Source organism: Dyella sp. OK584, assembly GCF_057787755.1.
Genome location: NZ_CM173542.1, coordinates 1,186,721 through 1,213,327, shown reverse-complemented (window position 1 = coordinate 1,213,327; position 26,607 = coordinate 1,186,721). Strand labels below are relative to the sequence as shown.

General features: G+C 63.0%; 29 protein-coding genes and 1 tRNA gene. 15 read left to right on the top strand and 15 right to left on the bottom strand.

What is annotated here, in order from left to right; translation table 11 throughout:
• Positions 1-280: 280 nt before the first annotated feature.
• The 8 genes from AC3CBN_RS05390 to AC3CBN_RS05355 all read right to left on the bottom strand — a co-directional run bounded on the left by AC3CBN_RS05390 (position 281) and on the right by AC3CBN_RS05355 (position 5,667).
• Positions 281-706 carry a terminase small subunit gene (locus AC3CBN_RS05390; protein WP_488635795.1) on the bottom strand — a complete coding sequence of 142 codons (426 nt, stop codon included), beginning with the start codon at positions 704-706 and terminating at the stop codon, positions 281-283.
• Positions 694-900 carry a hypothetical protein gene (locus tag AC3CBN_RS05385; RefSeq protein ID WP_488635794.1) on the bottom strand — a complete coding sequence of 69 codons (207 nt, stop codon included), beginning with the start codon at positions 898-900 and terminating at the stop codon, positions 694-696. Before AC3CBN_RS05385 ends, AC3CBN_RS05390 begins: the two co-directional genes overlap by 13 nt.
• Positions 897-2,513 (bottom strand): hypothetical protein, encoded by a 1,617-nt coding sequence (locus AC3CBN_RS05380; RefSeq protein ID WP_488635793.1) that lies wholly within the window; start codon positions 2,511-2,513, stop codon positions 897-899. The genes AC3CBN_RS05385 and AC3CBN_RS05380 overlap by 4 nt, the downstream gene beginning before the upstream one ends.
• Complete coding sequence (locus AC3CBN_RS05375; protein WP_488635792.1) at positions 2,503-3,036, bottom strand: hypothetical protein; 534 nt, start codon at positions 3,034-3,036, stop codon at positions 2,503-2,505. Before AC3CBN_RS05375 ends, AC3CBN_RS05380 begins: the two co-directional genes overlap by 11 nt.
• Complete coding sequence (locus tag AC3CBN_RS05370; protein ID WP_488635791.1) at positions 3,036-3,257, bottom strand: helix-turn-helix transcriptional regulator; 222 nt, start codon at positions 3,255-3,257, stop codon at positions 3,036-3,038. The genes AC3CBN_RS05375 and AC3CBN_RS05370 overlap by 1 nt, the downstream gene beginning before the upstream one ends.
• A gap of 119 nt (positions 3,258-3,376) precedes the next feature.
• Entirely contained in the window at positions 3,377-3,985 is a 609-nt protein-coding gene (locus tag AC3CBN_RS05365) for a hypothetical protein (RefSeq protein WP_488635790.1), read from the bottom strand.
• A gap of 183 nt (positions 3,986-4,168) precedes the next feature.
• The gene (locus tag AC3CBN_RS05360; RefSeq protein WP_488635789.1) at positions 4,169-5,425 is read right to left on the bottom strand and encodes a tyrosine-type recombinase/integrase; all 1,257 of its coding nucleotides are present in this window, start codon (positions 5,423-5,425) and stop codon (positions 4,169-4,171) included.
• 165 nt (positions 5,426-5,590) lie between these two features.
• Positions 5,591-5,667 (bottom strand) — tRNA-Met (locus tag AC3CBN_RS05355).
• 186 nt (positions 5,668-5,853) lie between these two features.
• Here AC3CBN_RS05355 and AC3CBN_RS05350 point away from each other — a divergent pair.
• The 8 genes from AC3CBN_RS05350 (at position 5,854) to ampE (ending at position 10,965) form a co-directional block, all read left to right on the top strand.
• A complete protein-coding gene (locus AC3CBN_RS05350) occupies positions 5,854-6,411 on the top strand; it encodes an RNA pyrophosphohydrolase (RefSeq protein WP_488635788.1) in 558 nt (185 codons plus the stop codon).
• Between the two features lie 75 nt (positions 6,412-6,486).
• Positions 6,487-6,687 carry a (2Fe-2S)-binding protein gene (locus AC3CBN_RS05345; RefSeq protein ID WP_488635787.1) on the top strand — a complete coding sequence of 67 codons (201 nt, stop codon included), beginning with the start codon at positions 6,487-6,489 and terminating at the stop codon, positions 6,685-6,687.
• A 140-nt stretch (positions 6,688-6,827) separates the two neighbouring features.
• The gene (gene bfr / locus AC3CBN_RS05340; protein ID WP_488635786.1) at positions 6,828-7,298 is read left to right on the top strand and encodes a bacterioferritin; all 471 of its coding nucleotides are present in this window, start codon (positions 6,828-6,830) and stop codon (positions 7,296-7,298) included.
• A 114-nt stretch (positions 7,299-7,412) separates the two neighbouring features.
• On the top strand, positions 7,413-8,165 hold the full coding sequence (locus AC3CBN_RS05335) for a DUF6776 family protein (RefSeq protein ID WP_488635785.1): 753 nt from the start codon (positions 7,413-7,415) through the stop codon (positions 8,163-8,165).
• Positions 8,152-8,574 (top strand): bactofilin family protein, encoded by a 423-nt coding sequence (locus tag AC3CBN_RS05330; protein ID WP_488635784.1) that lies wholly within the window; start codon positions 8,152-8,154, stop codon positions 8,572-8,574. The genes AC3CBN_RS05335 and AC3CBN_RS05330 overlap by 14 nt, the downstream gene beginning before the upstream one ends.
• A gap of 46 nt (positions 8,575-8,620) precedes the next feature.
• Positions 8,621-8,998 carry an iron-sulfur cluster insertion protein ErpA gene (gene erpA / locus AC3CBN_RS05325; protein ID WP_488635783.1) on the top strand — a complete coding sequence of 126 codons (378 nt, stop codon included), beginning with the start codon at positions 8,621-8,623 and terminating at the stop codon, positions 8,996-8,998.
• A 13-nt stretch (positions 8,999-9,011) separates the two neighbouring features.
• Positions 9,012-9,983, top strand: coding sequence for an NAD(+) diphosphatase (gene nudC, locus AC3CBN_RS05320; protein WP_488635782.1), 972 nt, complete (start codon positions 9,012-9,014; stop codon positions 9,981-9,983).
• A 112-nt stretch (positions 9,984-10,095) separates the two neighbouring features.
• On the top strand, positions 10,096-10,965 hold the full coding sequence (gene ampE, locus AC3CBN_RS05315; protein ID WP_488635781.1) for a regulatory signaling modulator protein AmpE: 870 nt from the start codon (positions 10,096-10,098) through the stop codon (positions 10,963-10,965).
• Positions 10,966-11,067: 102 nt separating this feature from the next.
• On the opposite strand, the gene AC3CBN_RS05310 is transcribed toward ampE, so the two are convergent.
• Entirely contained in the window at positions 11,068-12,942 is a 1,875-nt protein-coding gene (locus tag AC3CBN_RS05310) for an MFS transporter (protein WP_488635780.1), read from the bottom strand.
• A 301-nt stretch (positions 12,943-13,243) separates the two neighbouring features.
• On the opposite strand from AC3CBN_RS05310, the gene AC3CBN_RS05305 reads away from it, so the two are divergent.
• From AC3CBN_RS05305 to AC3CBN_RS05285, 5 genes are all read left to right on the top strand, one after another.
• On the top strand, positions 13,244-13,672 hold the full coding sequence (locus AC3CBN_RS05305; RefSeq protein WP_488635779.1) for a hypothetical protein: 429 nt from the start codon (positions 13,244-13,246) through the stop codon (positions 13,670-13,672).
• An 88-nt stretch (positions 13,673-13,760) separates the two neighbouring features.
• Positions 13,761-14,408 carry a dihydrofolate reductase family protein gene (locus AC3CBN_RS05300; protein WP_488635778.1) on the top strand — a complete coding sequence of 216 codons (648 nt, stop codon included), beginning with the start codon at positions 13,761-13,763 and terminating at the stop codon, positions 14,406-14,408.
• Positions 14,409-14,558: 150 nt separating this feature from the next.
• Complete coding sequence (locus AC3CBN_RS05295; RefSeq protein WP_488635777.1) at positions 14,559-15,005, top strand: SRPBCC family protein; 447 nt, start codon at positions 14,559-14,561, stop codon at positions 15,003-15,005.
• Between the two features lie 75 nt (positions 15,006-15,080).
• The gene (locus tag AC3CBN_RS05290; protein WP_488635776.1) at positions 15,081-15,470 is read left to right on the top strand and encodes a VOC family protein; all 390 of its coding nucleotides are present in this window, start codon (positions 15,081-15,083) and stop codon (positions 15,468-15,470) included.
• A gap of 72 nt (positions 15,471-15,542) precedes the next feature.
• The gene (locus AC3CBN_RS05285; RefSeq protein WP_488635775.1) at positions 15,543-15,950 is read left to right on the top strand and encodes an SRPBCC family protein; all 408 of its coding nucleotides are present in this window, start codon (positions 15,543-15,545) and stop codon (positions 15,948-15,950) included.
• A gap of 269 nt (positions 15,951-16,219) precedes the next feature.
• Here AC3CBN_RS05285 and purD read toward each other — a convergent pair whose 3' ends face one another.
• From purD to AC3CBN_RS05255, 6 genes are all read right to left on the bottom strand, one after another.
• Positions 16,220-17,503, bottom strand: coding sequence for a phosphoribosylamine--glycine ligase (gene purD / locus AC3CBN_RS05280; protein WP_488635774.1), 1,284 nt, complete (start codon positions 17,501-17,503; stop codon positions 16,220-16,222).
• 260 nt (positions 17,504-17,763) lie between these two features.
• Entirely contained in the window at positions 17,764-19,140 is a 1,377-nt protein-coding gene (locus tag AC3CBN_RS05275; RefSeq protein ID WP_488635773.1) for an AMP-binding protein, read from the bottom strand.
• Positions 19,141-19,327: 187 nt separating this feature from the next.
• Positions 19,328-19,900, bottom strand: coding sequence for an L-threonylcarbamoyladenylate synthase type 1 TsaC (gene tsaC / locus AC3CBN_RS05270; RefSeq protein ID WP_488635772.1), 573 nt, complete (start codon positions 19,898-19,900; stop codon positions 19,328-19,330).
• The gene (locus AC3CBN_RS05265) at positions 19,901-22,426 is read right to left on the bottom strand and encodes a DNA topoisomerase I (RefSeq protein ID WP_488635771.1); all 2,526 of its coding nucleotides are present in this window, start codon (positions 22,424-22,426) and stop codon (positions 19,901-19,903) included.
• Positions 22,427-22,552: 126 nt separating this feature from the next.
• Complete coding sequence (gene dprA, locus AC3CBN_RS05260; protein WP_488635770.1) at positions 22,553-23,677, bottom strand: DNA-processing protein DprA; 1,125 nt, start codon at positions 23,675-23,677, stop codon at positions 22,553-22,555.
• Positions 23,678-23,758: 81 nt separating this feature from the next.
• Positions 23,759-24,886: a LysM peptidoglycan-binding domain-containing protein gene (locus AC3CBN_RS05255; RefSeq protein ID WP_488635769.1), complete on the bottom strand. Its 1,128-nt coding sequence runs from the start codon at positions 24,884-24,886 to the stop codon at positions 23,759-23,761.
• A gap of 188 nt (positions 24,887-25,074) precedes the next feature.
• Between AC3CBN_RS05255 and def the strand changes: the two genes are divergently transcribed.
• Together def and fmt are read left to right on the top strand one after the other, a co-directional pair.
• The gene (gene def, locus AC3CBN_RS05250; protein ID WP_488635768.1) at positions 25,075-25,584 is read left to right on the top strand and encodes a peptide deformylase; all 510 of its coding nucleotides are present in this window, start codon (positions 25,075-25,077) and stop codon (positions 25,582-25,584) included.
• A complete protein-coding gene (gene fmt / locus AC3CBN_RS05245; protein WP_488635767.1) occupies positions 25,581-26,507 on the top strand; it encodes a methionyl-tRNA formyltransferase in 927 nt (308 codons plus the stop codon). The genes def and fmt overlap by 4 nt, the downstream gene beginning before the upstream one ends.
• Positions 26,508-26,607 lie beyond the last annotated feature (100 nt).

Below are 26,607 nucleotides of genomic sequence, written 5' to 3'. Positions count from 1 at the left end.
TAAAGTTACCCCGCAATATTTGCCAAATAAGTCGAAAAAGCAAGCGCCGGATCAATTCTTTGGCATTGGGACGGCTTGCGCCCCCGCTCAGCACAGAGCCGGTAGTCGAGCGACCGTGGCGCGCCAAAGTGTCAGCTGCTACCCCTTCACCGGGGAAACTGGGAGATCCAGTTTTCATCATCGCAGTCATGGGACCGATTAGATCCGGCGTTTAGACCCATGGACACGCGAACCGTGAGCAGGTCGCGCCATACCAAGTCTGTTCGATTCGTAAAACGCCCTACTGATACATCCCGAGGTGTTTCGCCAGAAGGTCGAGGGCCTTGAGCTTGCTATGCAAACGGAGCCGGAACCCGTTCGTGTATTGCTTGGCGTCGGCGAGTGCCAACCTTTTTACCGGCGACAGACTTGATAGCGGACGAAGCCGAGAACCAGCTTCGTCTTCTTCCACATAGTCAGCGATGTCGGCAAAAGCGATAGCGGCTAAGGCCAACAACACTTGTTCCTGCTGGACATGTACCCGCTTACGCAATTCGGTCTGGCGCGCATGAACAGCCGCTTGGACACCAGTTTTCCCTAGCAACTGCGAGCCAATCTTGTCCGCCGAATGAGGGCTGTATCCCGCACGAATAGCTGCCTGGGTCGCATTGAGGTCCACCAGGTATTCGTCCACAAAACGGCTTTGCTTGGCAGTCAGCTTTTGCATGACGAGTCTCCTGATTGCTCTGGAAGGATCGCCAGCAGCGCGGCCTTGTTTACTAGCAGCGCGTGAAGCAAATCGGATGGGATGTCCTCCTCGCGCTTGCTGATATGCAGGCCATCACCATCACGACTCAAGACGGCACCCACTGCCGCTACGAGCAGTAAGGCTTGCAGCGGGTTCAGATCAGTGGGCTTCATATCGTGATGCCCTCCTGCTCGTCCGTGCCGCAAACCTCACGGGCAAGTGCCATAACTGCCATTCCGCCATTGTTCGCTTCACTGGATGGCGGTTGTGGCACTTGTGGTAGTTGCCCACAGGATTTGTAGATCAGGGTCAGATACTGGTTGGCGGCATCGCGATGGCGCTCGATATCAATGCCCACGCTACGCAAAGAAGGAGCCAAACGACGTAAGGTGGCTTGAAGTCCCTTGGGCGAGTGGGGCCAACCCGGTTCGTACTTATCCGTACCCGCGCCCTGATTCAGGAGGTTCAGTAGTTCGCGCGCCGTGCCTTTCCATTTGCTCTGTTGCTCGGTAAAGCGGCGAACGGCGCTGGCGATGCTAGAGGCCTCCAAACCTGCCGCGATGGCGTCAGCCTGATTGCGCCCATAGGCTTCAATGAACGCTTCGCGCGTGAAGCCAAGCGCAGGCACACCTGCGGCAGCCCATTTGGCGAAATCTGCCATGCGGGGCAGTGGGCCGACGTATGGGGTATCCATGTCGCGCAGTGCCAGTGCAACACCATCCAGCAAAGCCGCCATGATTCTCGGAGCATCGTCCTTAAAGCGTGCTGCCATTTCGCCCTCGGTGGCACGCGTGATCAGTGGTGGCAAAGTCAGGTGTATGCAGCGCTCGGCCAAATCGGGACGCGAGGCAATGTCATCTATGCCATTCAAGATGACGGGGCGCTGCACGTTGTAGGCCGTTTCCTCGCTATCCGTGTAGAGCTTGCGGCCTGCCAGTGCACCGCCTGTAGCCAATCGGCAAAGCGCATCGGAAAGCTGCGGCGTCGCGCCGCTCAGGTTGTCCAGCGCCAGCACCCATGAATTGAATGCCGCCACCAGCAGATCCTTATCATCACGCGGCGGTGAACGCAGCGGCACGCTTGACGGATCGGTAAACGCTTTCAGCGTACGACTAGATTGACTCTTACCCGCGCCCTGTTCACCCAACAGCAGCAAGATGGGGAACGGACCGCGCGGGCACAGTGCCGACAGCAACCAGGCGGCAACCAGCACGCGATCCGCCATTTCAACATTGACGTATTTCCAAAGTCGGGCGAAGTCGGCGCTACCGGGTATCGGCAATGCCGCACCTTTAGTCGTGCGGCGGAAGTTCGCGGCGTGGCGAGGCGTGATGTGCCAGCCGTTTGCCGTGATCTCGATAGCCGCCCAGTCGGCCGCACCGGTATCGATCACGATTCCTTTCTCGATATTGCCAATGCGTAGGTGTACCAGCTCCGTGTTGCCTTCATAGAGCGCGATTGCCGTGAGCGTGGCGACCGCATCGGCTATGGCTTTGCGGTTCGCTCCCGTGCGCGAAAGCAGGAAGTACGCATGGCTCAACAAATCACAGTACTGGCTACTGACGATGCGAAACACCTCGGTATGGTCGCCCACCGCGATGCGCGCGAAAGCTTCGCGGTCGGGATTGTGAAACAGATGATGTTGCTTGCCGATTTCCGTCAAGACGGTCGCCTGGGACTTCTTGCCGTTTTCGTCGTACAGGGAGATGCACTCAAGTGTCGGGCTGGCCTTTTCCTCGCGCGCGGCGAGATCGTCAATGCTGGTGCTGTAGGTTTCAGTGACCACGGAGCACCTCCTGTGCATCAAAGATTTGTAGGCAGGCCACACGAAGGGCGGTCAGGTCCGCATCGTCCAGCGGAGTACCCTCGGCAAACTGATAGGCTGCCGCCAACGTCACGCTTGCTGCATGGACGAGCACCTCATGCGCCGCGCGCCATTTCGGCAGAAGAGCCACCTGGCGAAGGTGCTTACGCTCAGCGGGCGACATGCTCTTGAGGTCACGACGGATGAACAGGTCACCAGCATGCAGGCCCACGGCACCGAGTACCTCGTGAACCTGACAGCCAGCAAAGCAATGAACCAGCAGCGTGCCGTTGTCGCCTTGGGTGATGGCCAGCGAAGCAGAGCGGCCACCATGCGATGGACAGTGGGCACGCCAGCCCTTGCCGGTCTGGACCACGCCATCAAGGCGGCCCAGCAGCAAAGACGCCGGATCAAGGCTAGTGGTAGAGTGTTTTGCAGAAGATTGGTGAGAAGTACCCTGACGCCCGGTTGCCGCCGGGCGTTGGCGTTTCTGGGAATAGCTCATTACTCAGCCTCCTTCGCCAGCGACTCAGCGAAGGCCATCACGTCGGCAGAGCGCCAGACGGTGACGCCGGGAGAGAGCTTGATGGGCTGCGGCGCCTTGCCAGCCTTCACCCAGGCCCACCACGTCGCAGGAGCGATAGAAAGAATGCCGTGCTGCCCGGTCTTGCGGTTGCGGGTAATTTCAGAGGCGCGCAGGTACTTCTGGGTAGATTCGGTGTGCATGTGACCGTCCTGTATTGGTTCAGACGGTCATGGATATTGAACACACAAACGACTGCGAACTAATTCCCCTATCCACCCCTCGTGAGGCGGTGGATAAGGGAACTACTCAAGCGAGCCGATCAAACGGCATCCCCCCGTTCACGCTCGGGGTTGTTCAATAGGCGCCGGCCAGCATCGATGTCATCGTCGATTTTGACCGGCGCGATGCCAACGATTTTCAGCGTCAGACGAAGCACTCGCGCATTGAGCGCGCCTCCTTGCCGGTGCCGGCTTTCGGGATCATCACGAGTTGCGGCCGGCTCTCTCCCGAGCACATCCCGAATGATTCGAGCAACATCCTTCGAAAGATGGTCGCGCGCATAGTTGTGTGGCTTGTCGGGCAAACTGCCAGCCTTACCGACGGCGGTCTCAGCTGCTCCTATCAGCGGCACAAGCGCGTGACGAAGCTCGCCAAAACTCAAGCCGGCGGCTTGGGCCAGTAGGCGACGCGAATTAAGTGGAAGTGCCTCGATGAGATCTTGCGTGGAACTGAGCGCCTGCATGATCTTCGCTAAGTCTCGTCGAATGCTGGCGGTGCGAGGCTCCAACCTTCTGCTGATTTGATAGTCGCGAACCGCCTCCATGATCTGGTCAAAGGCAGTGATCGCCATTTCCTCGGTGCCGGCCTCCCTCTCCAGAAGTTTTCGTAGCGCGTCTACAGGTGAGTCTCCACTTTTAGGGCTACTCATCGGCTACACCCGACGCATCATTGAGACGACATTTGAGCCGTCGCGCGAGCTGCCCAGGAAGTCCGCCCATGTCCTCATCATCTTTCGACGCTCCGGTAGGTAATTCGCACGGTTGTAGGCTGCACCGCACCCTGTTCCGCTCGGGGATGGGCCTAGGCGCGGCATGAATTGGTTTAGCTAACCTTAGCTCTTCAACGCGATGACTTGCCCGCCTACACGCAAGCCCTCCAGAAGGTCCGCCCATCCCTGCATGATCTTCCTGCGTTCGGCCAGATGTTTTGCTTTGTTGTAGACACCTGCCATGCCCGGTTCGACATGCGACATCTGGCGCTCTAATGCTTCGGCGCTCCACCCAGCCTCTGCCAGCAGTGTGCGCGCCATGTGACGGAAGCCGTGCCCAACCATGATGCCCTTGTAGCCGATGCGTGCCAGTGCGGCATTTACTGCACCGTCTGACATATGGCGCTTTGGATCGCGCGCGCCCGGAAATAGGTAGCGCCCATGTCCTGTTAGCTGGCGCAGCTCGCTCAGGATTTCCAGCGCCTGTCGGGATAGGGGCACGATGTGGGGAGGCGTCAGGGGGTTTTCCTTGGCCGCCTTCTTTAGCTTCCGGTTCACTGGCGGAACCGTATAGGTGGGGTTCTCGCTGTCCATATCGAAGTGCGTCCATTCGGCCATGCGAATTTCGCCAGGACGGCAGAACCATAGTGGTGCCAGCTTCAATGCACAGTGCACATGGAAGGTGCCGGTGAAGCCATCGATGGCTCGCATCAGCTCGCCCACCTGGACCGGGTCGGTAATCGTGGGGTAGTTCTGGGGGTTGCGTGCGGGCAGGGTGTCGCGCAGATCGGCGGCAGGGTCGCGGCTGGCGCGTTCGGTGGCGATGGCGAACCGGAACACCCGGCTAAGCTGACTTCGCAGGCGGTGGGCCTGTTCGACATGGCCGCGCTTCACCAGGTGCGCCAGCAAGGGCCGAATCTCCGCCACCCCAATACCCGAAACAGGCAGGCCGCCGATCCGTGAGAAAGCGTGGTTCTCCAGCCGGTCGCGTTCCTTCTCGAATTGCTTGGGCGTCCATTCCGGCTCCTTCACAGCCAGCCATTCGCGGGCGATGACCTCGAAGCTATTGGCCGCGCGCTCGGCACCAGCCACCTTTTCCGCCTTGCGTTGCTGGCCGGGGTCGGAACCCGCCGCCAGCAGTTTGCGCGCAGCAGCGTGTTTCTCGCGGGCATCGGCTAAGCCGGTATCGGGGTAGGTGCCCAGCGCCAGCAGCTTTTCCTTACCCCCAAAGCGGTATTTGTAGCGCCACCACTTGGAACCCTTGGGGCTTTTCTCGCTGACTGGGTTCACCAGCAAATACAGGCCGCCCCCATCGGGCATCTTGTACGGCTTCTCGCGGGGCTTGGCGTCACGTACAGCGAGGGCACTCAGCTTTCCCATTTGGGGGTAGTCCTTGGCCGGAGTGAGCAACTACCCCACGAAACTACCCCCTGTCAGGGGTAGATTTCAATAGACCGCATGGGACTGCCCTGGACACAAGAAAGCCCGAAACCCTTGGTACCACTGGGCTTCTTGGGCTTTATCGGATGGGCTTGGACGTATATTTGGTGGCTATGGGTGGACTCGAACCACCGACCCCAGCATTATGAGTGCTGTGCTCTAACCGGCTGAGCTACATAGCCTTGGGTGCCGCCCGCCAGTAACGTCGACGTGGTGTCGATCAGGCAGGGCCCGGCAGTTTAGTGGGCTATGCCCTCTGGTTCAAGTGTTCGGCTTGCCGCCACTTTGGTCGCTATGGTTGAATCGACGCGGGCCACGATGTTCATGACGTGCGATTTCCGTCGTGCTGAGCGGCCCCAGGAGGCAACATGATCGACGTTGATGGCTACCGTCCGAATGTGGGTATCGTGCTGCTGAATGCCGATGGCCGACTGTTCTGGGCGCGCCGCGTCAATCGTGATGGCTGGCAGTTCCCCCAGGGCGGCATGCGCAGCGACGAGACGCCGCTGGAAGCGATGTATCGCGAGCTGGAAGAGGAAACTGGCCTCTCGCCACATCATGTGGAGGTCATCGGTGTCACCCGTGGCTGGCTGCGTTATCGCTTGCCCAGCCGTTATGTACGCCACCATCAGCACCCGACCTGCATTGGACAGAAGCAGGTGTGGTTCCTGCTGCGCCTGGTGGGCGGGGAAGAGGCGCTGTGCCTGGACGCCTGCGAGAAGCCCGAGTTCGACCTTTGGCGCTGGGTGGATTTCTGGTACCCGGCCGCGCATGTGGTCAACTTCAAGCGCCAGGTCTATGTGCGGGCTCTACGCCATTTCGCTCCGCTGGTGGAGACGCTGCTCAGCGTCCAGTTGGGCGAGCTACCTCACCGCGACGGGCATGACGCCGGCGCAGCCGCCCGTAAGGGCCGGGCCGCCGCCTGAACCGTCGCTCGAAGGTTTAGTCGGGTGGTTGGTTGTTAGTTGACAATCATTCGCATTTGCGTTTCCATATGCCCCATGTATATCTGCATGTGCAACGCCGTTACCGATAGCGACATCCGCCGCGCCGCGGCCGATGGCGTTCACCATTTCGCTGACCTGCAGTCGCGCACGGGCTGTTCCGACTGCTGCGGTTGCTGCGAGCAGGAAGCCCGGGCCACGCTGGACAAGGCGGTGCAGCAGGTCGTGTTGCAACTGCCCATGCTCGTCACGGCCTGAACCTTCCAGGCACGATGATTGACCTTGACGCGCAGCCCTGGCTGCGCGTTTTCGTTTGGGCTATCGGAAGTCATTCTCGTTCCGTCATCCCGGTAAAGAGCGCCGTATAGTCGCGTGCTGTAGCTGCAAGGAGACTTCCCATGAAGGGCGACGCCAAGGTCATCGAGTTCCTCAACAAGGTGCTCTACAACGAGCTGACCGCCATCAACCAGTACTTCCTGCATTACCGCATGTACAAGGACTGGGGCTACGGCGAACTGGCGGCACACGAGTACAAGGAGTCGATCGAGGAGATGAAGCACGCCGATCACCTGATCGAGCGCATTCTGTTCCTCGACGGCCTGCCCAATCTGCAGCACCTGGGCAAGTTGCGCATTGGCGAGAATGCAGTGGAATGCCTGCAGGGCGATCTCGATCTCGAGATGGCTGCCGTGAAGGACCTGCGTGACGCCATCGCCTACAGCGAAGGTATCGCCGACTACATCAGCCGCGACCTGTTCAAAGACATCCTCCATGACGAGGAAGAACACATCGACTGGCTGGAGACGCAGTTCAGCCTCATCAAGGACATCAGCGCCGAGCGCTATCTGCAGTCGAAGATGGACAGCTGACGATCCACCGGAGCCGACGCGGCCCCGGGCTGGCGACGCTTAAAGCGTGTCGTCGTTCCTTGACGCTCTCGCCACGAGGCGGCTATATCTTGGTTTTTACCAAGTAGGCCGCGCATGGCTTCACGCCCACCACCGCGCTTCGTGGTACGGCCGCATGACACGGCCGGCCGGTGGCGTCGCGCATTGTGGCTGGGCGCCGCGTGGCTGATCAGCCTGGTGCTGACGGCACTGACGGTTGGCGCGCTGGTTCGCCATGCCACGCCGGCCGCCACCGAGGAGCGCCAGGTCAAGGCGCTGACCAAACAGAATGATGAACTCCAGCAGCAGGCAGCCAATCTGCAGCGGGCCGGGCAAGTGTCGGATATCGCCAATGGCTCGCTGCGCAAGACCCTGGCCGAGCGCGAGGAAGAGATCAGTGGCCTGCGCGCGGATCTCGGCTTCTACTCCCGCCTGACTGGCGGCGATGCCCAGCGCGAGGGGCTCAAGGTGCAAGAGGTGCGCCTGCAGCCGGTGGCCAATTCCCATGCCTGGAATCTCACGCTGAGCCTGACCCAGAACGCCAAGCGCGGCGAGGATGTGATTGGCAATGCCACGGTGAGCGTGGAAGGCTTGCGCGGCGACAAGGTGGTCCAGCTCAGTTGGGCTGCACTTGGCGACACCTCGCAGACCGACGGCATGCCTTTCCGCTTCAAGTACTTCCAGCAGCTGCACGCCACCATTGTGCTGCCCGCCGACTTCCGGCCCACCCGTCTGGTGGTCACGGCCCACCCGGCCGGTGACGACGCGGTCAGCCGCGCGATGACCTGGGGCGAGGCGTTGTCGGGTCACCTCACACCAAACCAAGGGGAACAAGATGCTCAACCGTAAGCGCGCCGAGCGCACGCCCGCCAGCCATGACACCAGCCTCATAGCCCGCAGCACGATGATCCGAGGCGACGTGCATTTCAGCGGCACGCTGCACCTGGATGGTCGCATCGAAGGTGCGGTGCTGGCCGAGGAAGATGGCGCCGTGTTTACGCTGAGCGAGAACGGTGTCGTGCAGGGTGAGATCCGTGTGCCGCACGCCATCATCAACGGCAAGGTGCAAGGCGATATCCACGCGGGCGAGCGCCTGGAGCTTGCACCTGAGGCGCGCATCATCGGTGACGTGTACTACCGCACCCTTGAAATGGCCGCGGGCGCGCAGGTGAACGGCCGCATGAGCCATCACGCCAGCGAGCTGCCGCGTGAACTGCCGGCTCCCACCCTGGGTGGCATCGAAGCCCTACCGGCCTGATCGCGGTATGCTTGCGCCTTAGCCGTATCACCCCCACTTGAGCATCATGGATACCGTCGTTCCCCTTCCCATCGTCCCCGACTACCGCAGCGCTGGCGCTCCGCTGGTCTTCACTGAAGCCGCTGCCCGCAAGGTGCACGAGCTGATCGTGGAGGAGGGCAACCCGGAACTGAAACTGCGCGTGTACATCACGGGCGGTGGCTGTTCAGGTTTCCAGTACGGCTTTACGTTTGACGAGGCCCAGGCGGAAGACGACTTCGCGCTCGACCGTGAAGGTGTCACGCTGCTGGTCGACCCCTTGTCGCTGCAGTACCTCACTGGCGCCGAGATCGATTACTCGGAAAGCCTGAGCGGTTCGCAGTTCGTCATCCGCAACCCCAACGCCAAGACCACCTGCGGCTGCGGCTCTTCCTTCTCCGCCTGAGCGCCGCCGAGGCATGGACCGCAACACCACGCCGCGCCTCAATACCTTCGCGGGGCTAAGCCTGATCCTCGATCGGGCCGCCGAGCGGCGGGACGAGTCGATGTGGGTCAACGACCAGGGCACGTCGGAACATGCCCGTTACCTGCTGCTGGACGCACTGGGCCAGACCTACCTGCTGCCCGGCAGCGACGCGCTGCGCTGGCTCGACTCCGGCGAGCGAGAGCAGCTGCTGGGCGAACTGAAAGCCACCTTCCTCGGCTTTGCCGCTGAGCGACCGCACTTTTTGCTGGCAGTGGATGACAGCCAGCTCGCTGGCGAACTGGAAACCCGACTCGGCGCGCGCCGCGCCGGGCTGCGCGATGTGGGCCTGCTGCTGGCCGCCGACGAAGCAGGCCTGTTCGCCTACGCGAAGGGCCTGGCCCATTGGCAGCGCGAGACCCGTTTCTGCGCCCACTGCGGCGCACCGCTGGTGCTGGTGGCGTCCGGCCATCGCGCCCAGTGCACCAACGACAGCTGCGGTCGCATGCATTTCCCCCGCACCGACGCTGCCGTGATCGTGATCGTGGAACACGAAGGTGCTTGCCTGCTCGGCCGACAGTCCGGCTGGCCGAAGGGGCGCTATTCCACCCTGGCCGGTTTTGTCGAACCGGGCGAGGCCCTGGAAGATGCCGTGCGTCGCGAAGTCGCCGAGGAATCGGGCGTGATTGTGAGCGACGTGCACTACCACTCATCGCAACCATGGCCGCTGCCGCAATCGTTGATGGTGGGGTTCACCGCCACAGCGGTGTCGCGCACCATCCGTCTGCGCGATCAGGAACTGGAAGAAGCTCGCTGGTTCACCCCGCAGGACATCGTCAACGGCCTGGCCGATGGCAGCTTCCTGCCCTCCTTGCCGCTGTCGGTGTCCTATCGCTTGCTGGAGCATTGGCTTAAGCAGCGCGCGGGCCTGGATCTCGATGCGCTGGTGGCGCAGCACAAACGCTGAAGCGTTTTTTCCCTTTTCCGAGCGGAGAAGGGGCGTTGAAAGCAGCTCCCCGCGCGCAACCCGTCATGGCCCTTGGCCTACAATGTGGCCATCGACAGGGAGAACTGTGTCCATGGCTGTCAGCCTGCTTACTGCGCTTATCGCACTTGGCCTCTTGCACGTTGCGCCGCAGCTGGCGCACTGGCGTGGCGATGGCGGGTTTCGTCGCTGGGTAGCGCAGCTGGGCGATACCAGCGGCCCGGGGCGCGTGACGGTGACGCTGGCGGTGCCCGTGGTGCTGTGCCTGCTGGTGACGTGGCTGATAGGCCTGCTGCCGGGCAGCGAACTGCTTCGGCTGATCTTCTCGCTGGTGGTACTGCTGTACTGCTTCGGCCCCCATGCGTTCGAAGCGGATCTGGAAGCGATCCTCAAGGCACCCGACCAGCCTGCGCGCGAGGCCGCCGCGCAGGCGCTTTCCGATGACGGCGATCCGGTGAGATGGAACGCCATCGATCTGGGCGAGGCGACAGCCTATGCGGCGTTGCGTCGGCGTTTTGGCGTGCTGCTGTGGTTCTTCCTGCTGGGTCCGGCTGGCGCGCTGCTGTATCGCCTCGCACAGACGCTGGGCCGCGATCCCAGCCTCCACCTGGACTCACCGGCCCGCAGCGCTGCCCGTGCCTTCGCCAATGCCGCCGATTGGCTGCCAGCGCAGCTGATGGTGTTCACGCTGGCCCTGGTTGGCCATTGGGATGCAGTGATCGGCGCGTGGAAGCACTGGCATCAGCAGCAATCGCCGAACGGTTGGTATGTGGAAGGTCCCGGCTTTCTTGGTGCCGCCGCGCGTGCCGATGTGCAGGTCGATATCGAAGCCGGCGACGGTTATGCCGAAGAGCGCTCCGACCCCGTTGCTGAATTGTTCCGTCTGCGCAGTGCGCTGCTGCGCGTGCTGCTGGCCTGGCTCAGCGTGGTGGCGCTGATCGTGCTGGCGGGGTGGATGAGCTAAGCCTCACTGTCACCTGTGCGCGACAAACCTACGGAGAGGTAACGCCAGGGTTCCGCGGTCGCGTACAGGGTGCGCTCCTGCAAAGAACTCGCTGGCTCAGCCTCAGGCGAAATCCCCGCGCAACTCGCGCACGCGCGTCTCCAGTGCTTCGGTGCGTGCATCTGCGGGCGTGATCGGCGCACCGGCCACCAGTTCCACCCGTGCACGAAAACGTCGTGGCAGTCGCGCGCGGTGCAGCATCGAATCGCGTCGGCTCCACACGCTGCCCCAGAGTCCACGCAGGGCCAGCGGCACCACCGGCACGGGGCGTCGATCGAGAATGCGCGCCACGCCCTGCCGGAAGGGCGCAATATCGCCATCCTTGGTCAGCCCACCCTCGGGGAAAATGCACACCAGCTCGCCCGCGGCGAGCGCAGCATCCACTTCCTCGTAGGCACGCTGCAATACGGCCGCATCTTCCTTTTGCCCCGCGATGGGAATGGCCTTGGCCGTACGGAACACGAACTTCAACACTGGAATATTGAAGATCTTGTAGTACATGACGAAGCGCGCAGGCCGCCGCAGGTTCGCCATCAGCACCAACGGATCCATGAAGCTGACGTGATTGCAGACCAGTAGCGCAGGGCCCTCTTCCGGAATCTGTTCCAACCCATCCACGCGCACGCGATACAACGTGTTCACCAGCACCCAGGTGATAAAGCGCATCAGGAACTCGGGCACCAACGTGAAGATGTAGACCGCCACCGCGACGTTGAGCACCGCGGCCGCAAGAAAGATCTGCACAGCGGTCAACCCAAGCGCCCCCAGCGCAAGGCCAAAGCCCGAGGCCAGGCAGATCAGCAGCGCATTGAGGATGTTGTTGCCGGCGATGACACGCGACAGGCGCTCGCGCGGCGTGCGTGCCTGCACGTAGGCAAACAGTGGCACGACGTAGAAACCGCTGAACACGCCAATCAGCGTGAGATCCAGCACAAGGTGCCAGCTGCCCGCACTGCGCAGGAAGGCCAGCCAATCAAGACCATGTGAGGTCGCCAGACCCGGATGCGCCGCATACAGGTCGACACCAAAAACCGTCAGTCCGAACGCACCCAGCGGCACCAGACCCACCTCGACTCGGCGACCCGACATGCGCTCGCACAGCAACGCGCCGATACCTGTGCCCAGTGAGAACAACGTAAGCACGAGCGTATTGACGGAACCATCGCCGCCCAGGTTCATGCGCGTGTAGTTGGGCAGTTGCGCCACCAGCACCGTGCCAAAGAACCAGAACCAGGAGATACCCAGCACCGCGTTGAATACGTTGCGGTCCTCGCGCGTGATGCCAAGCACACGCACTGTTTCGGTGAACGGATTCCAGTTGAACACCAGGTCGGGCGCGGTGGCCGGCGCTGGCGGAATGCGCCGGCTGGCAAGATAGCCAAGCACCGCGATCAGGATCGTGGCGGCAGACGCGGCGATCGGCCCGTATCCGGCAATGAGCATCAACGAATTGCCGGCGATCATGCCAATCAGCATCGCCAGCTGCGTGCCCATCTCCACCAGGCCGTTACCGCCGACCAATTCTTCCGGCTTCAACGCCTGCGGCAGGATGGCGTACTTGATCGGACCGAATGTCGTGGAGTGCAACCCCATCAGGAACAGCACCAGCAGCAGCAACGTGGTGTGATGTGTGTAGAAGCCAATCGCGGCAATCAGCATCGCTGCGATTTCGAACAGCTTCACATAGCGAATGATGCGCGACTTCTCATACTTCTCCGCCAACTGCCCTGCCGTAGCCGAGAACAGGAAATAGGGAATGATGAACAGCGCCGGCGCCAGGTTGGTGTAGAGCGACACCGTCTTGTCATCCAACCCCATCTGGAACGCCACCAGCATGACCAGTGCGTTGCGAAAAGCGTTGTCGTTGAACGCCCCCAAGGCCTGCGTCCAGAAGAACGGGGCGAAGCGGCGGCTTCCAAGCAGGTTGAACTGGCTCATGCGGGGCCTTGGCGTGTGATCGCGGGCAAGCCTAGCGCGAAAAGCCACTCACCATCATTTCTGGAACTTGCCAGCCGCGGCACTCCCATCGAAAGGGTTAGCTGCAGGCTGGCCCGGTGCTCTGGTAAGCCATCGGTGCGCGGTGGCATGCTTGGCTACAGCGGCGGCGAGGATTGCTGCTCATCTGGGTAACACTGTTTAACCGTTCATCCAAGACGATATCGCTTTGTGGCTCGGCTCAGCACAACATTAGGCAGCGCAACACGCAGTGCCCAAGGTCGCTTCGAAAGGACGAAATCCCATGCATGAAGTCAGCACGCTACGCCTCTATTTGCTCAGGGCGATGTACCTTCTCATTGCGGTCGGCCTTGGGATGACCATTTGGCCGGCGATTATTTCGCCGCCAGGTACGGCCGCAAACGCAAGTACCGTGATTCGATCCTTGCTCGGCGCTTTGGCCGTGCTATCGGCGGTCGGCATTCGCTATCCATTGCGGATGCTTCCGCTCCTCCTGTTCGAGTTGCTCTGGAAGGTGATCTGGGTTGTCGCTTTCGCGTTGCGCATGTGGCTGCGCACGGGACTCGATGAGTATGCGTCGGAGACTCTTTTCGCCTGTCTTATGGGCGTCGTCCTTGTGCCCATCGTCATGCCTTGGACCTATGTCTTGAATCACTATGTGAGGGCTGCTGGTGATCCGTGGCGTAGACAAGGTCCGTCCCGTGCGGCCTGACCGCTCGTTCAACCGGACCAATCGCGGGCAGCCCATTCGTTAGGAAGCCAAAGTCCTAACGTCCTCCCGATCAAGTAGTGAGGGTGTCATGTCCCGACTTTGCGTCCGAAGCTTCGCCGTTTCCATCGATGGTTATGGTGCCGGGCAGGATCAAGATCTTGACCATCCACTCGGCGTCAGGGGACCTGAGCTGATGGAGTGGTTCTTTCCCACACGCATGTGGCAGCGGATGAACGGCGGTGATGGCGGCGAAGCAGGGGTGGATAACGACATCGCGGAGCAAGGCTTTGCGGGTATTGGCGCCTGGATTATCGGCCGCAACATGTTCGGCCCTGTGCGCGGCCCGTGGCCGGACGACAGCTGGAAAGGCTGGTGGGGCGACGAGCCGCCGTATCACACGCCGGTGTTCGTGTTGACGCATCATCCGCGCGCGCCGCTCAAGATGGCGGGAGGCACGGAGTTTCACTTTGTCACCGAAGGTATTCACACGGCCTTGGAACGCGCAAGGGCGGCGGCGGGCGGTCTCGATGTTCGACTCGGCGGCGGCGTGTCCACGGTTCGGCAATATCTGCTTGCGGGCCTGATCGATGAACTGCATCTCGCCATTCGGCCCACGCTGCTTGGCTCCGGAGAACATTTCTGGAGGGACCTGGATATGCACGCTCTTGGCTATGAGTGCGCGCGCTCCGTCGCTGGCGAACGCGCCACCCACGTGTTCTTGCGTAAGCGGCGATGAGTTCATCTGCCTGTTCCATGTCCCTACGGCCCAGTGAACGGACCGCTGAAGGCAGGGATGCTGTCGAAATCGACCGTGCTGGTTCGTCTACTACAAGCCATACCCGGCATATAACCATCGCGTGTTTCCAGCATTGAAAGGAAAGAATCCATGGCTACCCATACCGTGAAACTGCACCGCGTACTCCGTACAACACCTGAGAAAATCTACCGGGCCTTCCTTGATGCAGATGCGATGGCCAGGTGGCTTCCACCGAACGGATTCACCGGCCACGTGCAGCATCTGGACGCAAAGGTCGGCGGCACCTACCAGATGTCATTTACCAATTTCACCACCGGCCACAGTCACGCTTTCGGCGGCACGTATCTCGAACTTGTACCGCACGAGCGCATTCGCTATTCGGCCAAGTTCGACGACCCGAATCTCGTTGGCGAGATGCAAACGACGATCACCTTGCAGAAAGTGTCCTGTGGAACGGAGTTGAACATCGTGCAAGAGGGCATTCCCAGCCTCATTCCAACCGAGGCCTGCTATCTCGGCTGGCAAGAGTCGCTGGTTCATCTGGCAATGCTGGTCGAACCGGAAATTCCAGGCTGACTCACGCATGCGGCATGGATTTCCCTGATTGGCGCGCCGGGCCGTTCGGCCGTCCCTGGACAGCAGGAGAACGCGATGACCATTCATCTTGATCACGTGGTGGTGCCATCTCGCGACAAGCGTGCCGCTGCGAAACTATTGGGCCATTTGCTTGGCGTCGCATGGTCGGAGCACGGCGTCGGGCCGTTCGCGCCGGTGTACGTAAGTGATGGGCTGACGCTCGACTTTGACGAATGGAGCGACGCCATTCCGCTTGCCCATTACTGCTTTCGAGTTAGCCAGGATGAGTTCGATGCCATTCTCGGGCGCATCAAGGCGGCCGGCATTCCGTACCGAAGCTGCGTCCATGGCGCTGTTGACTACGCCGTTGATACGCAGCACGGCGGTAGCATCGTTTACTGGAATGAACCCGATGGCCATCAATGGGAGATGTTGACGGTCAGTTATGCACGGCAGGCGTCGTGAACTTCAACGTGCCGAATAGGACACTGCCGCGAACGTCGATGGATCCCGTTATCGCACAACCAAGGAGCTGTCATGTGGACTCATGAAGAGAGCATTGAAACCAGCGCAGCGCCGGCGCGCATTTGGCAACTGTTTGCGGATGTAGCCGGATGGAAAGCCTGGAATGCAGGGATTGAACGCATCGAATTGCACGGACCTTTCACCGCGGGCACGACGTTCACCATGCAGCCGCCTGGCGTGGATGCCTTTGTCAGCACGCTGGTGGAAGTGCGGGAGAACGAGGGCTTCACCGACGAGACGGCGATCGATGAGACACGCGTCGTGGTGGAACATCGCATTGAGCCGCTACCTTCCGGCGATACACGCGTTGTTTACGGCACGCGCATCACCGGGCCCGATGCGCGCGAGATTGGCCCGTTGGTGACAGGGGACTTTGGTGATGTTCTTCGTGCATTGAAGCGGATGGCGGAACGCGCCTAGTTGGCCGGGAACCGTTTAGCCGTCCAAAGCTCCGTGCTCCTGATACCGACTTCGCATCGGCATCGACCCCAGATGCGGATCATCGACGCCGATACTTGCCTGCCTGACGAGCGACGAGTAGTGCCAGCGATGATGGGCCATGCGCCTGACCACGCCCGAGGTGGCGTGTGATGCGGCTTTTCCGGGCTCTTTCGCGAGCACCCGCCCTTTACCACCTTTAGGTGGCTCACCTCGATCCTCTCCCCACTTAGGGGAGAGGAAGCCAAGCGTTAGCCGCGGTGCAGGGCGCGGTGGGCGATGTCGCGGCGGCAGAAGGCGCCTTCGTAGTGAATCTTGCTGACTGCGGCATAGGCATGCTCGCGGGCAGCGGCAACGTCCTTGCCCAGCGCGCACACCGTGAGCACGCGACCGCCAGCGGTCGTTACGCGGCCCTGCGCATCGAGCTGGGTGCCGGCGTGAAACACCTTCACGTCGCGACCGAAATCGCTGTCCAGGCCTGTGATGACATCGCCGTTGCGCACCTTTCCCGGATAGCCGCCAGCGGCCATCACCACGCCCAGCGAGGGGCGCGCGTCCCACTGCACGTGGGTATGGTGCAGTTCGCCATCGAGGGCGGCCTCGATTAGGTCCACCAGGTCGGATTTCAGGCGCAGCATGATTGGCTGCGTCTCCGGGTCGCCGAAGCGCACGTTGAATTCGATGACCTTGGGTGCGCCGCTCTTGTCGATCATCAGGCCTGCGTAAAGGAAACCGATGAACGGCGCGCCTTCCATCGCCATGCCGTGCAGCGTGGGCTCGATCACTTCCTTGAGGATGCGGCGCTCCACCTCCGGCGTGACCACCGGTGCGGGTGAGTAGGCACCCATGCCGCCAGTGTTCGGACCCAGGTCGCCTTCGTCACGGCGCTTGTGATCCTGGCTGCTGGCCATTGGCAAGGCATGCTGGCCGTCGCTCATCACGATGTAGCTAGCTTCCTCACCGTCGAGGAATTCCTCGATCACCACGCGCGCGGAAGCATCGCCGAACGCATGCGCGCCCAGCATGTCATGCAGTGCCAGCTCCGCGTCGGCCAGCGTGAGCGCCACGACGACACCCTTGCCGGCAGCCAGGCCGTCGGCCTTGATGACGATGGGCGCACCGTGTTCGCGCACATAGGCCAGCGCGGGGTTGAGCTCGGTAAACACGGCGTAGCGGGCAGTGGGAATGTTGTGGCGGAGCAGAAAGTCCTTGGCGAAGGCCTTGGAGCCTTCCAGTTGCGCGGCAATGGCGCGCGGACCGAAGCATCGCAGTCCGGCAGCGCGGAACTTGTCGACCACGCCCGCCACCAGCGGCACTTCGGGACCGACCACCGTCAGCTCGATTTTCTCGTTCTTGGCCAGCTTGAGCAGGCCGTCCAGGTCGGTGACTGCCACGTTCGCATTGCGCACGCCCTTTTCACGCGCGGTGCCTGCGTTGCCCGGCGCGACGATCACTTCGCTAACGCGCGGCGACTGCTTGAGCTTCCACGCCAGCGCGTGTTCGCGCCCACCGCTGCCGATGACCAGGACTTTCATGCTTGCTCCACTACCTAGGGGTGCCGCCGGGGCCGGCGCAGCACGACATTGTAGAGGCTGGGCAGAAATTGCGCAGCGCAGCAGGGTGCTGCGTAGTTGCTCCCTCTCCCCTATGGGGAGAGGGTTGTGGTGAGGGGACAACCTTGCGTTGGGGCTTTGTCGAAGCGGGCATGTCGAAGCGTTCCCGCCAGCACCCGCTCTTTACCACCTTCAGGTGGCTCACCTCGGCCCTCTCCCCAAAGGGGAGAGGAAGAAAAGCGTTAGCCGCTACCTTCCAGCAACTCGAGCATCGCCGTGCGAGGCAGCTTGCCGGTTTCATTGCGCGGCAGGACATCGACCAGCTTCAACGGACGGGGCAGGAACACCGGATCGATAGCGCGGCGCAACGCATCGATGATGCCGTGCTCGTCCAGATCCGGCGCCACCGCCAGCGCGGCGATGCGATGCACGCCCAGCGCATCGCCGCCGTCGAGCTGGAACACCACGCCGTCCTTCACGCCGGGAATGGCCAGCAGGCGTCGCGTGAGGTCGCCCAGCGAAGCGCGCTTGCCGGCGATCTCCAGCATGTCGGCGTGGCGACCGCGCAGTTGGAAGCGGCGGCCGCCATCGTGCAAGGTGACGATATCGGCCAGCGTCATGGGCTGCTCCAGTTGCGGCGCGCGCACCTGAGTGCCATCGGGCTGGGGGTGCAGCTGCACATCGTCAAACAGGGTCCACGGCTCGTCGGCTGCCGCACGGCGGCTGGCGAACACGCAGGTTTCGGTGGACCCGAACACTTCCAGCAGCGGCGCGTCGTAGCGCGCTTCGGCAGCCTGCGCCAGGTCTACTGGCATGGGCGCGGTAGCTGACACCACGGCAGCAATCGGCGGCAGCGATACGCCCGATTCGATCAACGCACGCAGATGCACCGGCGTGGTCACCAGCACGCGCGGCGTCGGCACTTCGGCCAGCGCGGCGGCCACATCGGCAGGGAAAAACGGACGCCCGGCATGCACGCTCACTTCATCGAGCAACGGCAGCAGCACCGACATCTCCATGCCGTACATGTGCTGCGGCGGCACGGTGGCCACCACGTGGAAACCGTCGCTCACGGCAGCATGGAGCATGCGCAGATTGCCGGCATTGCTGGCGTGGAAACTGCCCCACGTCTTGGCATTGCCCTTGGGCACGCCAGTGGAGCCGGAGGTGTAGCCGATGGCCACCACCTGATCGGCGGGAATGGTCGGCGGCTCGAATCCATTGCCGGTCTCGGGCACCGAAGACAACGCCGGCAGGTGCCGGTAATGGGCTGGCGGCGCCTCGAGCGCCAGCTCGCCCACGGCGTAGCAACCGGGATGGGCAGCCATCACCTCGGCCACGGCCTGCGGCGCGCGTGACGAGGGCAACAGGCTGGCCTGGCCACGCAGCGCAATGGCGCAGAACGCGACCAGGAAGGCGTATCGGTCCTCGCACAGGTTCACGGCCGTCACGGCGGGAGGCAGCTGCGCGGCGATCTCCTGCACATGCGCAAGGAACCGGGCCGCGCTGATCGCCTCGCCATCGCGCCACGCCACCGTGCGCTCCGAATGGCCAGCCACCAGCAAGGGCAACCCGAGGCTCGCCTGGTCCTGCCGATAATTTTCGAAAACGATGGCCAAGGTGTTCTCCGGCGACTGCAATCAGCTTGACGGGCCAGCTCGCGCAGGACCGCTGGGCGGACGGTGAAAGAGAGCCCGCGAGGATCCCCATCCTCAGGGCGACCACTGAATCCGCCCCTACCGGCGGCCCGTGGCGTCAGGAATCCGTTCATCCTGCCCGTCAACCAGGCAGGGCGTCGGCCCCCTGTCAGGCGCGGATGATAGCGCCCGAGAGGGCGTCGCGGATCACTGTTGGCCGTTGCTGATCGCCGAGCGGGGCATCGAGCAGGCCATCGAGCGCCGCGCCGAAGTAGCTGTCCACCGTGGCTGCCGAACGGGCCGACGGCTCGCCATGTGGGTTGGCGCTGGTGGATACAAGGGCGCCGCCAAAGGCATGGCACAGGGCGGCGGCCGGGGCGTGTGCGGTCACTCTGAGGGCGATGCCGGCATGAGCGCCAGCCACCCAGGTGGGTACGGCCGGGGAGCGGGGGAATATCCAGGTATGCGGGCCGGGCCAGCTGGCCCGCACCTGCGCCAGCACATCGGCAGGCACGGCGGTCAGGTCGATGTAGCGCTCGATCTGGGAGAAATCTGCCGCGATCAGCAGCACACCCTGAGTGGGCGGGCGCTGCTTGAGGGCGAACAGGCGATCGAATGCCACCGGGTTATGCGGGTCACAACCGAGGCCGAACACCGCCTCGGTGGGATAGGCCAGCACGCCGCCGCGGCGCAGCAGCGCGGCGGCGGCGTCAATCTCGGCCAAGGTGAAGCGCGAACTCACTCAGGTAGCGGCTTTGGCCGCCGTCTTCTTGCTGGCTGCCTTCTTTGCCGTGGACTTGGCCGCGGTTTTCCTGGTGGCCGTCTTCTTGCTGGTCGTCTTCTTGGTCGCCGCTTTCTTCACCGCCGTTTTCTTGGTGGCGGTCTTGGCAACGGTCTTGGTGGCCGCAGGCTTCTTCTCGGCGGTCTTCTTGGACGCTGCTTTCTTGAATGCGCCGCGTCCCTTCTTCGGCTTCAGCGGCGCAGCGGCCAGCAGCTCCACGCACTGGGCTTCGGTCAGGTCCTTGGGTTCCTGATCCTTGGGAATGCGCGCGTTCTTCTCACCGTCGGTGATGTACGGGCCGTAGCGGCCATTGAGCACCTGCACGCCATTGCCGAAGTCCAGGATGGTGCGGTTGGCGATCATCTCCAGCTTTTCCTGCACGATCTGCAGGGCGCGCGGCAGCTCGATGGTGTACGGGTCGTCCTCGACCTTGAGCGAGGCATAGGTGCTGCCCTGCTTCACGAACGGGCCGAAACGGCCCACGCCCACGCTCACCTCGTCGCCGTTGTCGGCGTTGCCGAGAGCGCGCGGCAGCTTGAACAGTTCCAGCGCCTCGGGAAGGGTGATCGTGTGCATGCTTTGACCAGGGCGAAGGCTGGCGAACTGCAGCTTCTCGTCCGTGTCCTTGTCGCCGATCTGCGCATACGGCCCGTAACGGCCCAGGCGCACCGACACCGGCTTATCGGTCTTGGGATCGCGGCCCAGCTCACGCGCGCCGGTGGCTTCGCTGCGATCGACCGACTCGGTTTTCTCATCCACCTGTTGCTTGAACGGCTGCCAGAAGCGTTCCATCAATGGCACCCACGCTTCCTCGCCACGACTGACCGCATCGAGCTCGTCTTCGAGCTTGGCGGTGAAGTCGTAGTCGACGTAGCGGGTGAAATGCGCGGTGAGGAACTTGCTTACCGCGCGACCCACGTCGGTCGGCTTGAAGCGCCGACTGTCGAGGAATACATACTCGCGGTTGAGCAGCACCTGGATGATGCTGGCGTAGGTCGACGGGCGGCCAATGCCGTGTTCTTCCAACGTCTTGACCAGGCTCGCTTCCGAATAGCGCGGCGGCGGCTCGGTGAAGTGCTGGTCGGCAGCGATGTCGTGCAGCGCGATCTGCTCGCCCACTTCGAGCTTGGGCAGGCGACGGCCTTCGTCCTCGTCCTCGGCGCTCTTCTGGTCGCGGCCTTCCTCGTACACGGCCAGGAAGCCCGGATCGACCACCGTGGTACCCGTGGAGCGGAACGACGCGGCGCCACCGGCGACGTGCGGCACTGCAAATTCCACCGATACGGTGTTGAGCGTCGCGTGGACCATCTGGCAAGCCACGGTGCGCTTCCAGATCAGTTCGTACAGCTTGCGCTGCTCTTCATTGAGGAACGAGGCCACTTCGCGCGGCGTGCGCAGCGCGGAGGTGGGGCGCACCGCCTCATGCGCTTCCTGCGCGTTCTTGGATTTGGACTTGTAGACCTGCGCATGATCGGGCAGCGCCTTGCTGCCGTAGTCGCGCGTGATCAGCTCGCGCAGCTCGCCCAGTGCGTCTTCCGACAATGCCACCGAGTCGGTACGCATATAGGTGATCAGGCCGACGTTGCCCTCGCTGCCGATCGAAACGCCTTCGTACAGGCCCTGCGCAATCTTCATCGTGCGGCTGGTGGTGAAACCCAGCTTGCGCGCGGCTTCCTGCTGCAACGTGGAGGTCGTGAACGGCGGCGCCGGACGGCGCTTGCGCTCTTTGCTGCCGACCTCGCTGACGGTGAGGCGGCCATGCGCGGCTTCCTTCAAGGCCGCCCGCGCAGTCATCGCATCGTTTTCGTTGGTGAGGTCGAACTGCTCGAACTTCTTGCCGTTGAGCTTCGTGAGGCGAGCGCTGAAATCGCCTTCCGCATGGCGCAGCGCTGCTTCGATGGTCCAGTACTCGCGCGCCTTGAACGCCTCGATCTCTTCCTCGCGCTCCACGATCATGCGCAGCGCTGGCGACTGCACGCGGCCGGCGGAGAGGCCGCGCTGCACCTTGCGCCACAGCACCGGCGACAGGTTGAAGCCCACCAGGTAATCCAGCGCACGGCGGGCCTGCTGCGCATCGACCATGTCCAGCGACAGCTCGCGCGGGCTGGCTACGGCGGCCTTGATCGCCTTGGGCGTGATCTCGGAGAACACCACGCGGTGCAGGTGCTTGCCCTCGGTCAGGCCGCGCTCCTTGAGGATCTCGCTGATGTGCCAGGAGATCGCCTCACCTTCGCGATCCAAGTCGGTCGCCAGATAGATGTCGTCGGCCAGCTTGGCGGCCTTGGCAATCGCGTCGACGTGTTTCTCGTTGCGATCGATCACCTCGTAGGCCATGGCAAAGCCATTGTCGGGGTCGACCGCGCCCTCCTTGGGCTTGAGGTCACGGACGTGACCGTAGGAGGCCAGGACCTGGAAGTCCTTGCCAAGGTATTTGTTGATCGTCTTGGCCTTGGCCGGCGACTCGACGATAAGCAGGTTTTTTGCCATGTAACTCGGTATCCACCATCAATGGCCAAGCCCGTCCGGGGCTGGCCTCTATATCTAGTTAAAGGCATGGCAGCTCGACGACGTCAAGCTGGGCCATGTGAAACCGCGGTGTAGAGCGGCTTTGGCTCAACCCGGCAACCGTTGGTAAAGGTTGCCAGGCAGAGCTTCGATCCGACCGTCAAGCTCAAGCATCAGCAGCTTCGGCGACAACATGGCGACAGCCTGCCCGGTGAGGGCCGCCAGCTCATCCAACGCCATTGGCGCATGGCCCAGGGCGTTCAGAAGTGCCTGGCTGGCCGGGTCCACGGCCGCAGTCCATCCATCCGTCTCAACCGGCTCCAGATCGAGCCGGCTGGCCAATGCGCGGCCCAAGGCGATCGCCGCAGGTGCAAGCACCTCCACGATCTCGCTGGCACCTTCCACCAGCCGCGCACCATCGCGGATCAGTTGGTGGCAGCCTCGGGCGAGCGGATTATGAATGGAACCGGGCAGGGCGAACACCTCGCGCCCCTGCTCCGCGGCAAGTCGGGCGGTGATGAGCGACCCGGAGCACAGCCCAGCCTCGACCACCAGCGTGCCCAGGGAGAGCCCGGCAAGGATGCGGTTGCGGCGCGGAAAGTGATCCGAGCGGGCGGCTGTGCCCAGCGGAAACTCGCTCACCAGCGCGCCTTGCGCCGCGATGCGGCGGGCCAGCGCGTGATGCTTGCGTGGATACACCCGGTCTGCCCCGGTGCCGATCACGGCCACGGTGGGCACACTTGCATCCAGCGCCGCCAGGTGCGCCGCGCCGTCGATACCGTCAGCCATGCCACTGGTGATGGCAAACCCGGCCTGCCCCAACGCGTGGGCGAAGGCGCGGGCATGAGTGCGACCGCTCAGGCTGGCGTTGCGCGCGCCCACAATGGCCACCTGGGGGTGCAGCAGCAGGCTGGCATTCCCGACCACGAACAGGGCCGCAGGCGGCTGCGGGATGGCTTCCAGCAGCGGAGGGAAATCCTCGTCAGTGCAGCAGAGCAGACGGTGGCCGGGTTCGGTCAGCCAGTCCAGGTCGGCCGCCAGACGCGCCTCGTCAGGGTGCCGCAGCCAGTCGCGAGCGGCACCGGAAAGCGTGGACGCCCCCTGCCGGAATCCGGCCAGCACGGCGTGAATGTCGTTACCGTGCGCCGCCAGACGGTCACGCAGGCCGGCAGGGCCCAGTCCGGGAGTGCGCAGGAGAATCAGCCAGGGAAGAAAACGTTCCATATCTTTCATGGCCGCCAAGCCTAGGGGCGGCCCCAAAAAGAAACGGCGCGGTGATCACCGCGCCGTTCTGTCGTCCAATACCGCTCCGGCTTAGTCGGGCAGCGCGAGCGTGTCGTGCCTATGCACCGGGCGCAGGCCGTCCATGATCAGGCCGTAGCTGACGCGATCGAAGGTGCGGAACACCATCACGTGACCCACGAACTCCTGCGGCAACGTCACACTCTTGCCGGTGCCGCGATTCCAGCTGTTGCTGGCCACGTCGTCGGCAATGGTCTCGCCGGGCTGGTAGATCGAATAGGTCTGGCCGTTTTCCACACCGTCCTGCGAGCCGATGTTCAGCGCCACGACCTGATGTGGGCCCACCGCATCCAAGGCATCGGCGAACGCGATGACGCGCGCGTTGCCCGCCAGCGACTTCGGTGCGTGCGGGTAGTAGTACGGATCGTACGGCTTGTCGTCGATCGCCAGGAGGCGGTCGCCCTTGCGGATCTCCAAGGTGGAGTCGAGCAGCAACAGAGTGGTCGGGTCGCCGGTACGCAGCACTTCGGCCGTGCCGATCACGCTGACTTCAGTACCGATGTCTTCGCCCGAGCCATAGTGGCCATCGGCGCGGAAGTCTTCCTTCCACGGCGTCTGCACAGTGGACACATCGCTGTCGATCGGATGGGCCACCAGGTCGGAGCCGTTGTCACGACCTGACTTGCCGTCGAAATTGCGGAAGGTCTGGGTCGGACGCACGATGGCAAAACGCTGGCCCGGTTCGGCCTGCAGGTTGCGTACGTAAACGTTGCGGCCCACGGTGCCGCGTAGACCCGCTTCTTCGAAGCCGACCACGTACGGCAGCGACGCCACTTCCTTGGAGTCGAGCACGCGCATTTCCTTCAGGAAGGTGCGCAGGCCGGACAGTGGAATCGCGGGAATCGCATCACCTTCGGCGCGCACGCGTGGCTGCAGGCCAACACGCGGACCATTGATAAAGGAGAGGTTGAGCACATCGCCCGGATAAATCAGGTGCGGGTTCTGGACCTGCGGGTTTGCCTGCCAGATTTCGGGCCATAGCCATGGCTTGGACAGGAACTGCGAGGAGATCGCCCAGAGCGTGTCGCCCTTGCGCACCGTATAGGTATCGGGGTGATCGGCACGCAATTGCGCGCCCGCAGCATAAACCGCCACCGTGACCAGCATACCGGCCAGCAGCCCAATGGACTTTCTGATCATAAACGGGAATCCCCCATCCCCCAACGCTCGGGCGAGTGTAACCGAACAGTTCAAGCCTGCAACTGGGGCCAGTTGGCAAAATGGCATGCCAGACACGAGCTTGGCGACGTACAATGATGCGCATTCTAGATCGCGCCGGGGCTTGGTTTTTACCGATTCGCCCGCACTTTGGCGCCAAGGTGAAACCCATGTCTCTACTGTCCATTCTCGAATTTCCCGACCCTCGCCTGCGCACCAAGGCCGAGCCCGTGCGTGTGTTCGACGCCGATCTCAAGCAGTTTGTGGCCGACATGTTCGAGACCATGTATGGCGCCAACGGCGTCGGCTTGGCAGCCACCCAGGTCAATGTGCACCAGCAGGTGCTGGTGGCCGACATGAGCGATGAACGCAACCAGCCGCTGGCGCTGATCAATGCGCAAATCATCGAGAAGGACGGCGCGCAGGTCTATCAGGAAGGCTGTCTGTCGTTCCCCGGTATCTATGCCGATGTCACCCGCGCCCTCAAGGTGAAGGTGAAGGCGCAGGACGTGGACGGCAACGAGATCGTCGTGGACGCCGAGGGCCCCCTGGCGGTGTGCATCCAGCATGAGATGGACCATCTCGCCGGCAAGGTTTTCGTGGACTACCTCTCGCCGCTCAAGCGCACCCTGCTGCTCAAGCGCATGGAAAAGCAGCGCAAGCAGGCGGCCAGCGCTTGAAGCCCCGCGTCGTCTTCGCGGGCACTCCCGAATTTTCCGTTCCCTGCCTTGAAGCGTGCCGCGCCAGCGGCGCGGAGGTGATGGCGGTCTATACGCAACCGGATCGCCCCGCGGGGCGCGGCCGCAAGCTGACGCCCAGCCCGGTGAAGCAGGCTGCGCTGGCTGCGGGCATCCCCGTCGAACAGCCCGAATCACTGAAATCAGCCGAAGCGCAGGCCACGCTGGCCGCCCATGCGCCCGACCTGATAGTGGTCGTGGCCTACGGCCTGATCCTGCCGCGCAAGGTGCTTGCCATTCCTCGCCTGGGCTGCTGGAACGTGCATGCCAGCCTGTTGCCGCGCTGGCGCGGCGCGGCACCGATCCAGCGCGCCATCCTCGCCGGCGACGCGGAAAGCGGTGTCGACCTGATGCAGATGGAAGCGGGCCTCGACACCGGCCCGATGCTGCTTGAGCGACGCACGCCGATCAGCCGCGAGGACACCGGTGGTTCACTGCATGACCGCCTGGCCGCGCTGGGTGCCGACGTACTCGCCGAAGGCCTGGCCAGAGTGATGGCGGGCGAGGCACTGGTGCCGCATCTACAGCCTGACGAGGGCGTCACTTACGCGCACAAGTTGGACAAGGCCGAGGCGCGGCTGGACTTCACCCGTTCCGCGATCGAGCTTGAGCGCCAGGTGCGCGGGTTTGATCCCTGGCCGGTCGCCGAGGGCGAGATTGGCGGTGAGATGCTGCGCATCTGGGCCGCGCGCGCTATCGACGGCCAGCCCGGCGCCGCACCCGGCACCGTGTTGGCGATGAGCCGCGAGGGCATTGATGTTGCCTGCGGGGAAGGCGCGTTGCGTGTGACCGCGCTACAGCGCGCCGGCGGCAAGCGCATCAGCGCGGCCGATTACGTCAACGCACAGAAGACCCGAAGCGCATAACCCATCGCCATTCCGGGTTCTCAGCAGCCGCAAGGCTGGTCAAGCCGGAAAGATGGGCCATTTGGCGAGCGCATTGACTCTCGCTTCTCATTCCTCTCCG

Bases quoted from the DNA above. Each gene is read 5' to 3' on its own strand.
- AC3CBN_RS05390 (WP_488635795.1), bottom strand. From the start codon at position 706: ATGCAAAAGCTGACTGCCAAGCAAAGCCGTTTTGTGGACGAATACCTG.
- AC3CBN_RS05385 (WP_488635794.1), bottom strand. From the start codon at position 900: ATGAAGCCCACTGATCTGAACCCGCTGCAAGCCTTACTGCTCGTAGCG.
- AC3CBN_RS05375 (WP_488635792.1), bottom strand. From the start codon at position 3,036: ATGAGCTATTCCCAGAAACGCCAACGCCCGGCGGCAACCGGGCGTCAG.
- AC3CBN_RS05370 (WP_488635791.1), bottom strand. From the start codon at position 3,257: ATGCACACCGAATCTACCCAGAAGTACCTGCGCGCCTCTGAAATTACC.
- AC3CBN_RS05365 (WP_488635790.1), bottom strand. From the start codon at position 3,985: ATGAGTAGCCCTAAAAGTGGAGACTCACCTGTAGACGCGCTACGAAAA.
- AC3CBN_RS05360 (WP_488635789.1), bottom strand. From the start codon at position 5,425: ATGGGAAAGCTGAGTGCCCTCGCTGTACGTGACGCCAAGCCCCGCGAG.
- AC3CBN_RS05350 (WP_488635788.1), top strand. From the start codon at position 5,854: ATGATCGACGTTGATGGCTACCGTCCGAATGTGGGTATCGTGCTGCTG.
- AC3CBN_RS05345 (WP_488635787.1), top strand. From the start codon at position 6,487: ATGTATATCTGCATGTGCAACGCCGTTACCGATAGCGACATCCGCCGC.
- bfr (WP_488635786.1), top strand. From the start codon at position 6,828: ATGAAGGGCGACGCCAAGGTCATCGAGTTCCTCAACAAGGTGCTCTAC.
- AC3CBN_RS05335 (WP_488635785.1), top strand. From the start codon at position 7,413: ATGGCTTCACGCCCACCACCGCGCTTCGTGGTACGGCCGCATGACACG.
- AC3CBN_RS05330 (WP_488635784.1), top strand. From the start codon at position 8,152: ATGCTCAACCGTAAGCGCGCCGAGCGCACGCCCGCCAGCCATGACACC.
- erpA (WP_488635783.1), top strand. From the start codon at position 8,621: ATGGATACCGTCGTTCCCCTTCCCATCGTCCCCGACTACCGCAGCGCT.
- nudC (WP_488635782.1), top strand. From the start codon at position 9,012: ATGGACCGCAACACCACGCCGCGCCTCAATACCTTCGCGGGGCTAAGC.
- ampE (WP_488635781.1), top strand. From the start codon at position 10,096: ATGGCTGTCAGCCTGCTTACTGCGCTTATCGCACTTGGCCTCTTGCAC.
- AC3CBN_RS05310 (WP_488635780.1), bottom strand. From the start codon at position 12,942: ATGAGCCAGTTCAACCTGCTTGGAAGCCGCCGCTTCGCCCCGTTCTTC.
- AC3CBN_RS05305 (WP_488635779.1), top strand. From the start codon at position 13,244: ATGCATGAAGTCAGCACGCTACGCCTCTATTTGCTCAGGGCGATGTAC.
- AC3CBN_RS05300 (WP_488635778.1), top strand. From the start codon at position 13,761: ATGTCCCGACTTTGCGTCCGAAGCTTCGCCGTTTCCATCGATGGTTAT.
- AC3CBN_RS05295 (WP_488635777.1), top strand. From the start codon at position 14,559: ATGGCTACCCATACCGTGAAACTGCACCGCGTACTCCGTACAACACCT.
- AC3CBN_RS05290 (WP_488635776.1), top strand. From the start codon at position 15,081: ATGACCATTCATCTTGATCACGTGGTGGTGCCATCTCGCGACAAGCGT.
- AC3CBN_RS05285 (WP_488635775.1), top strand. From the start codon at position 15,543: ATGTGGACTCATGAAGAGAGCATTGAAACCAGCGCAGCGCCGGCGCGC.
- purD (WP_488635774.1), bottom strand. From the start codon at position 17,503: ATGAAAGTCCTGGTCATCGGCAGCGGTGGGCGCGAACACGCGCTGGCG.
- AC3CBN_RS05265 (WP_488635771.1), bottom strand. From the start codon at position 22,426: ATGGCAAAAAACCTGCTTATCGTCGAGTCGCCGGCCAAGGCCAAGACG.
- dprA (WP_488635770.1), bottom strand. From the start codon at position 23,677: ATGAAAGATATGGAACGTTTTCTTCCCTGGCTGATTCTCCTGCGCACT.
- AC3CBN_RS05255 (WP_488635769.1), bottom strand. From the start codon at position 24,886: ATGATCAGAAAGTCCATTGGGCTGCTGGCCGGTATGCTGGTCACGGTG.
- def (WP_488635768.1), top strand. From the start codon at position 25,075: ATGTCTCTACTGTCCATTCTCGAATTTCCCGACCCTCGCCTGCGCACC.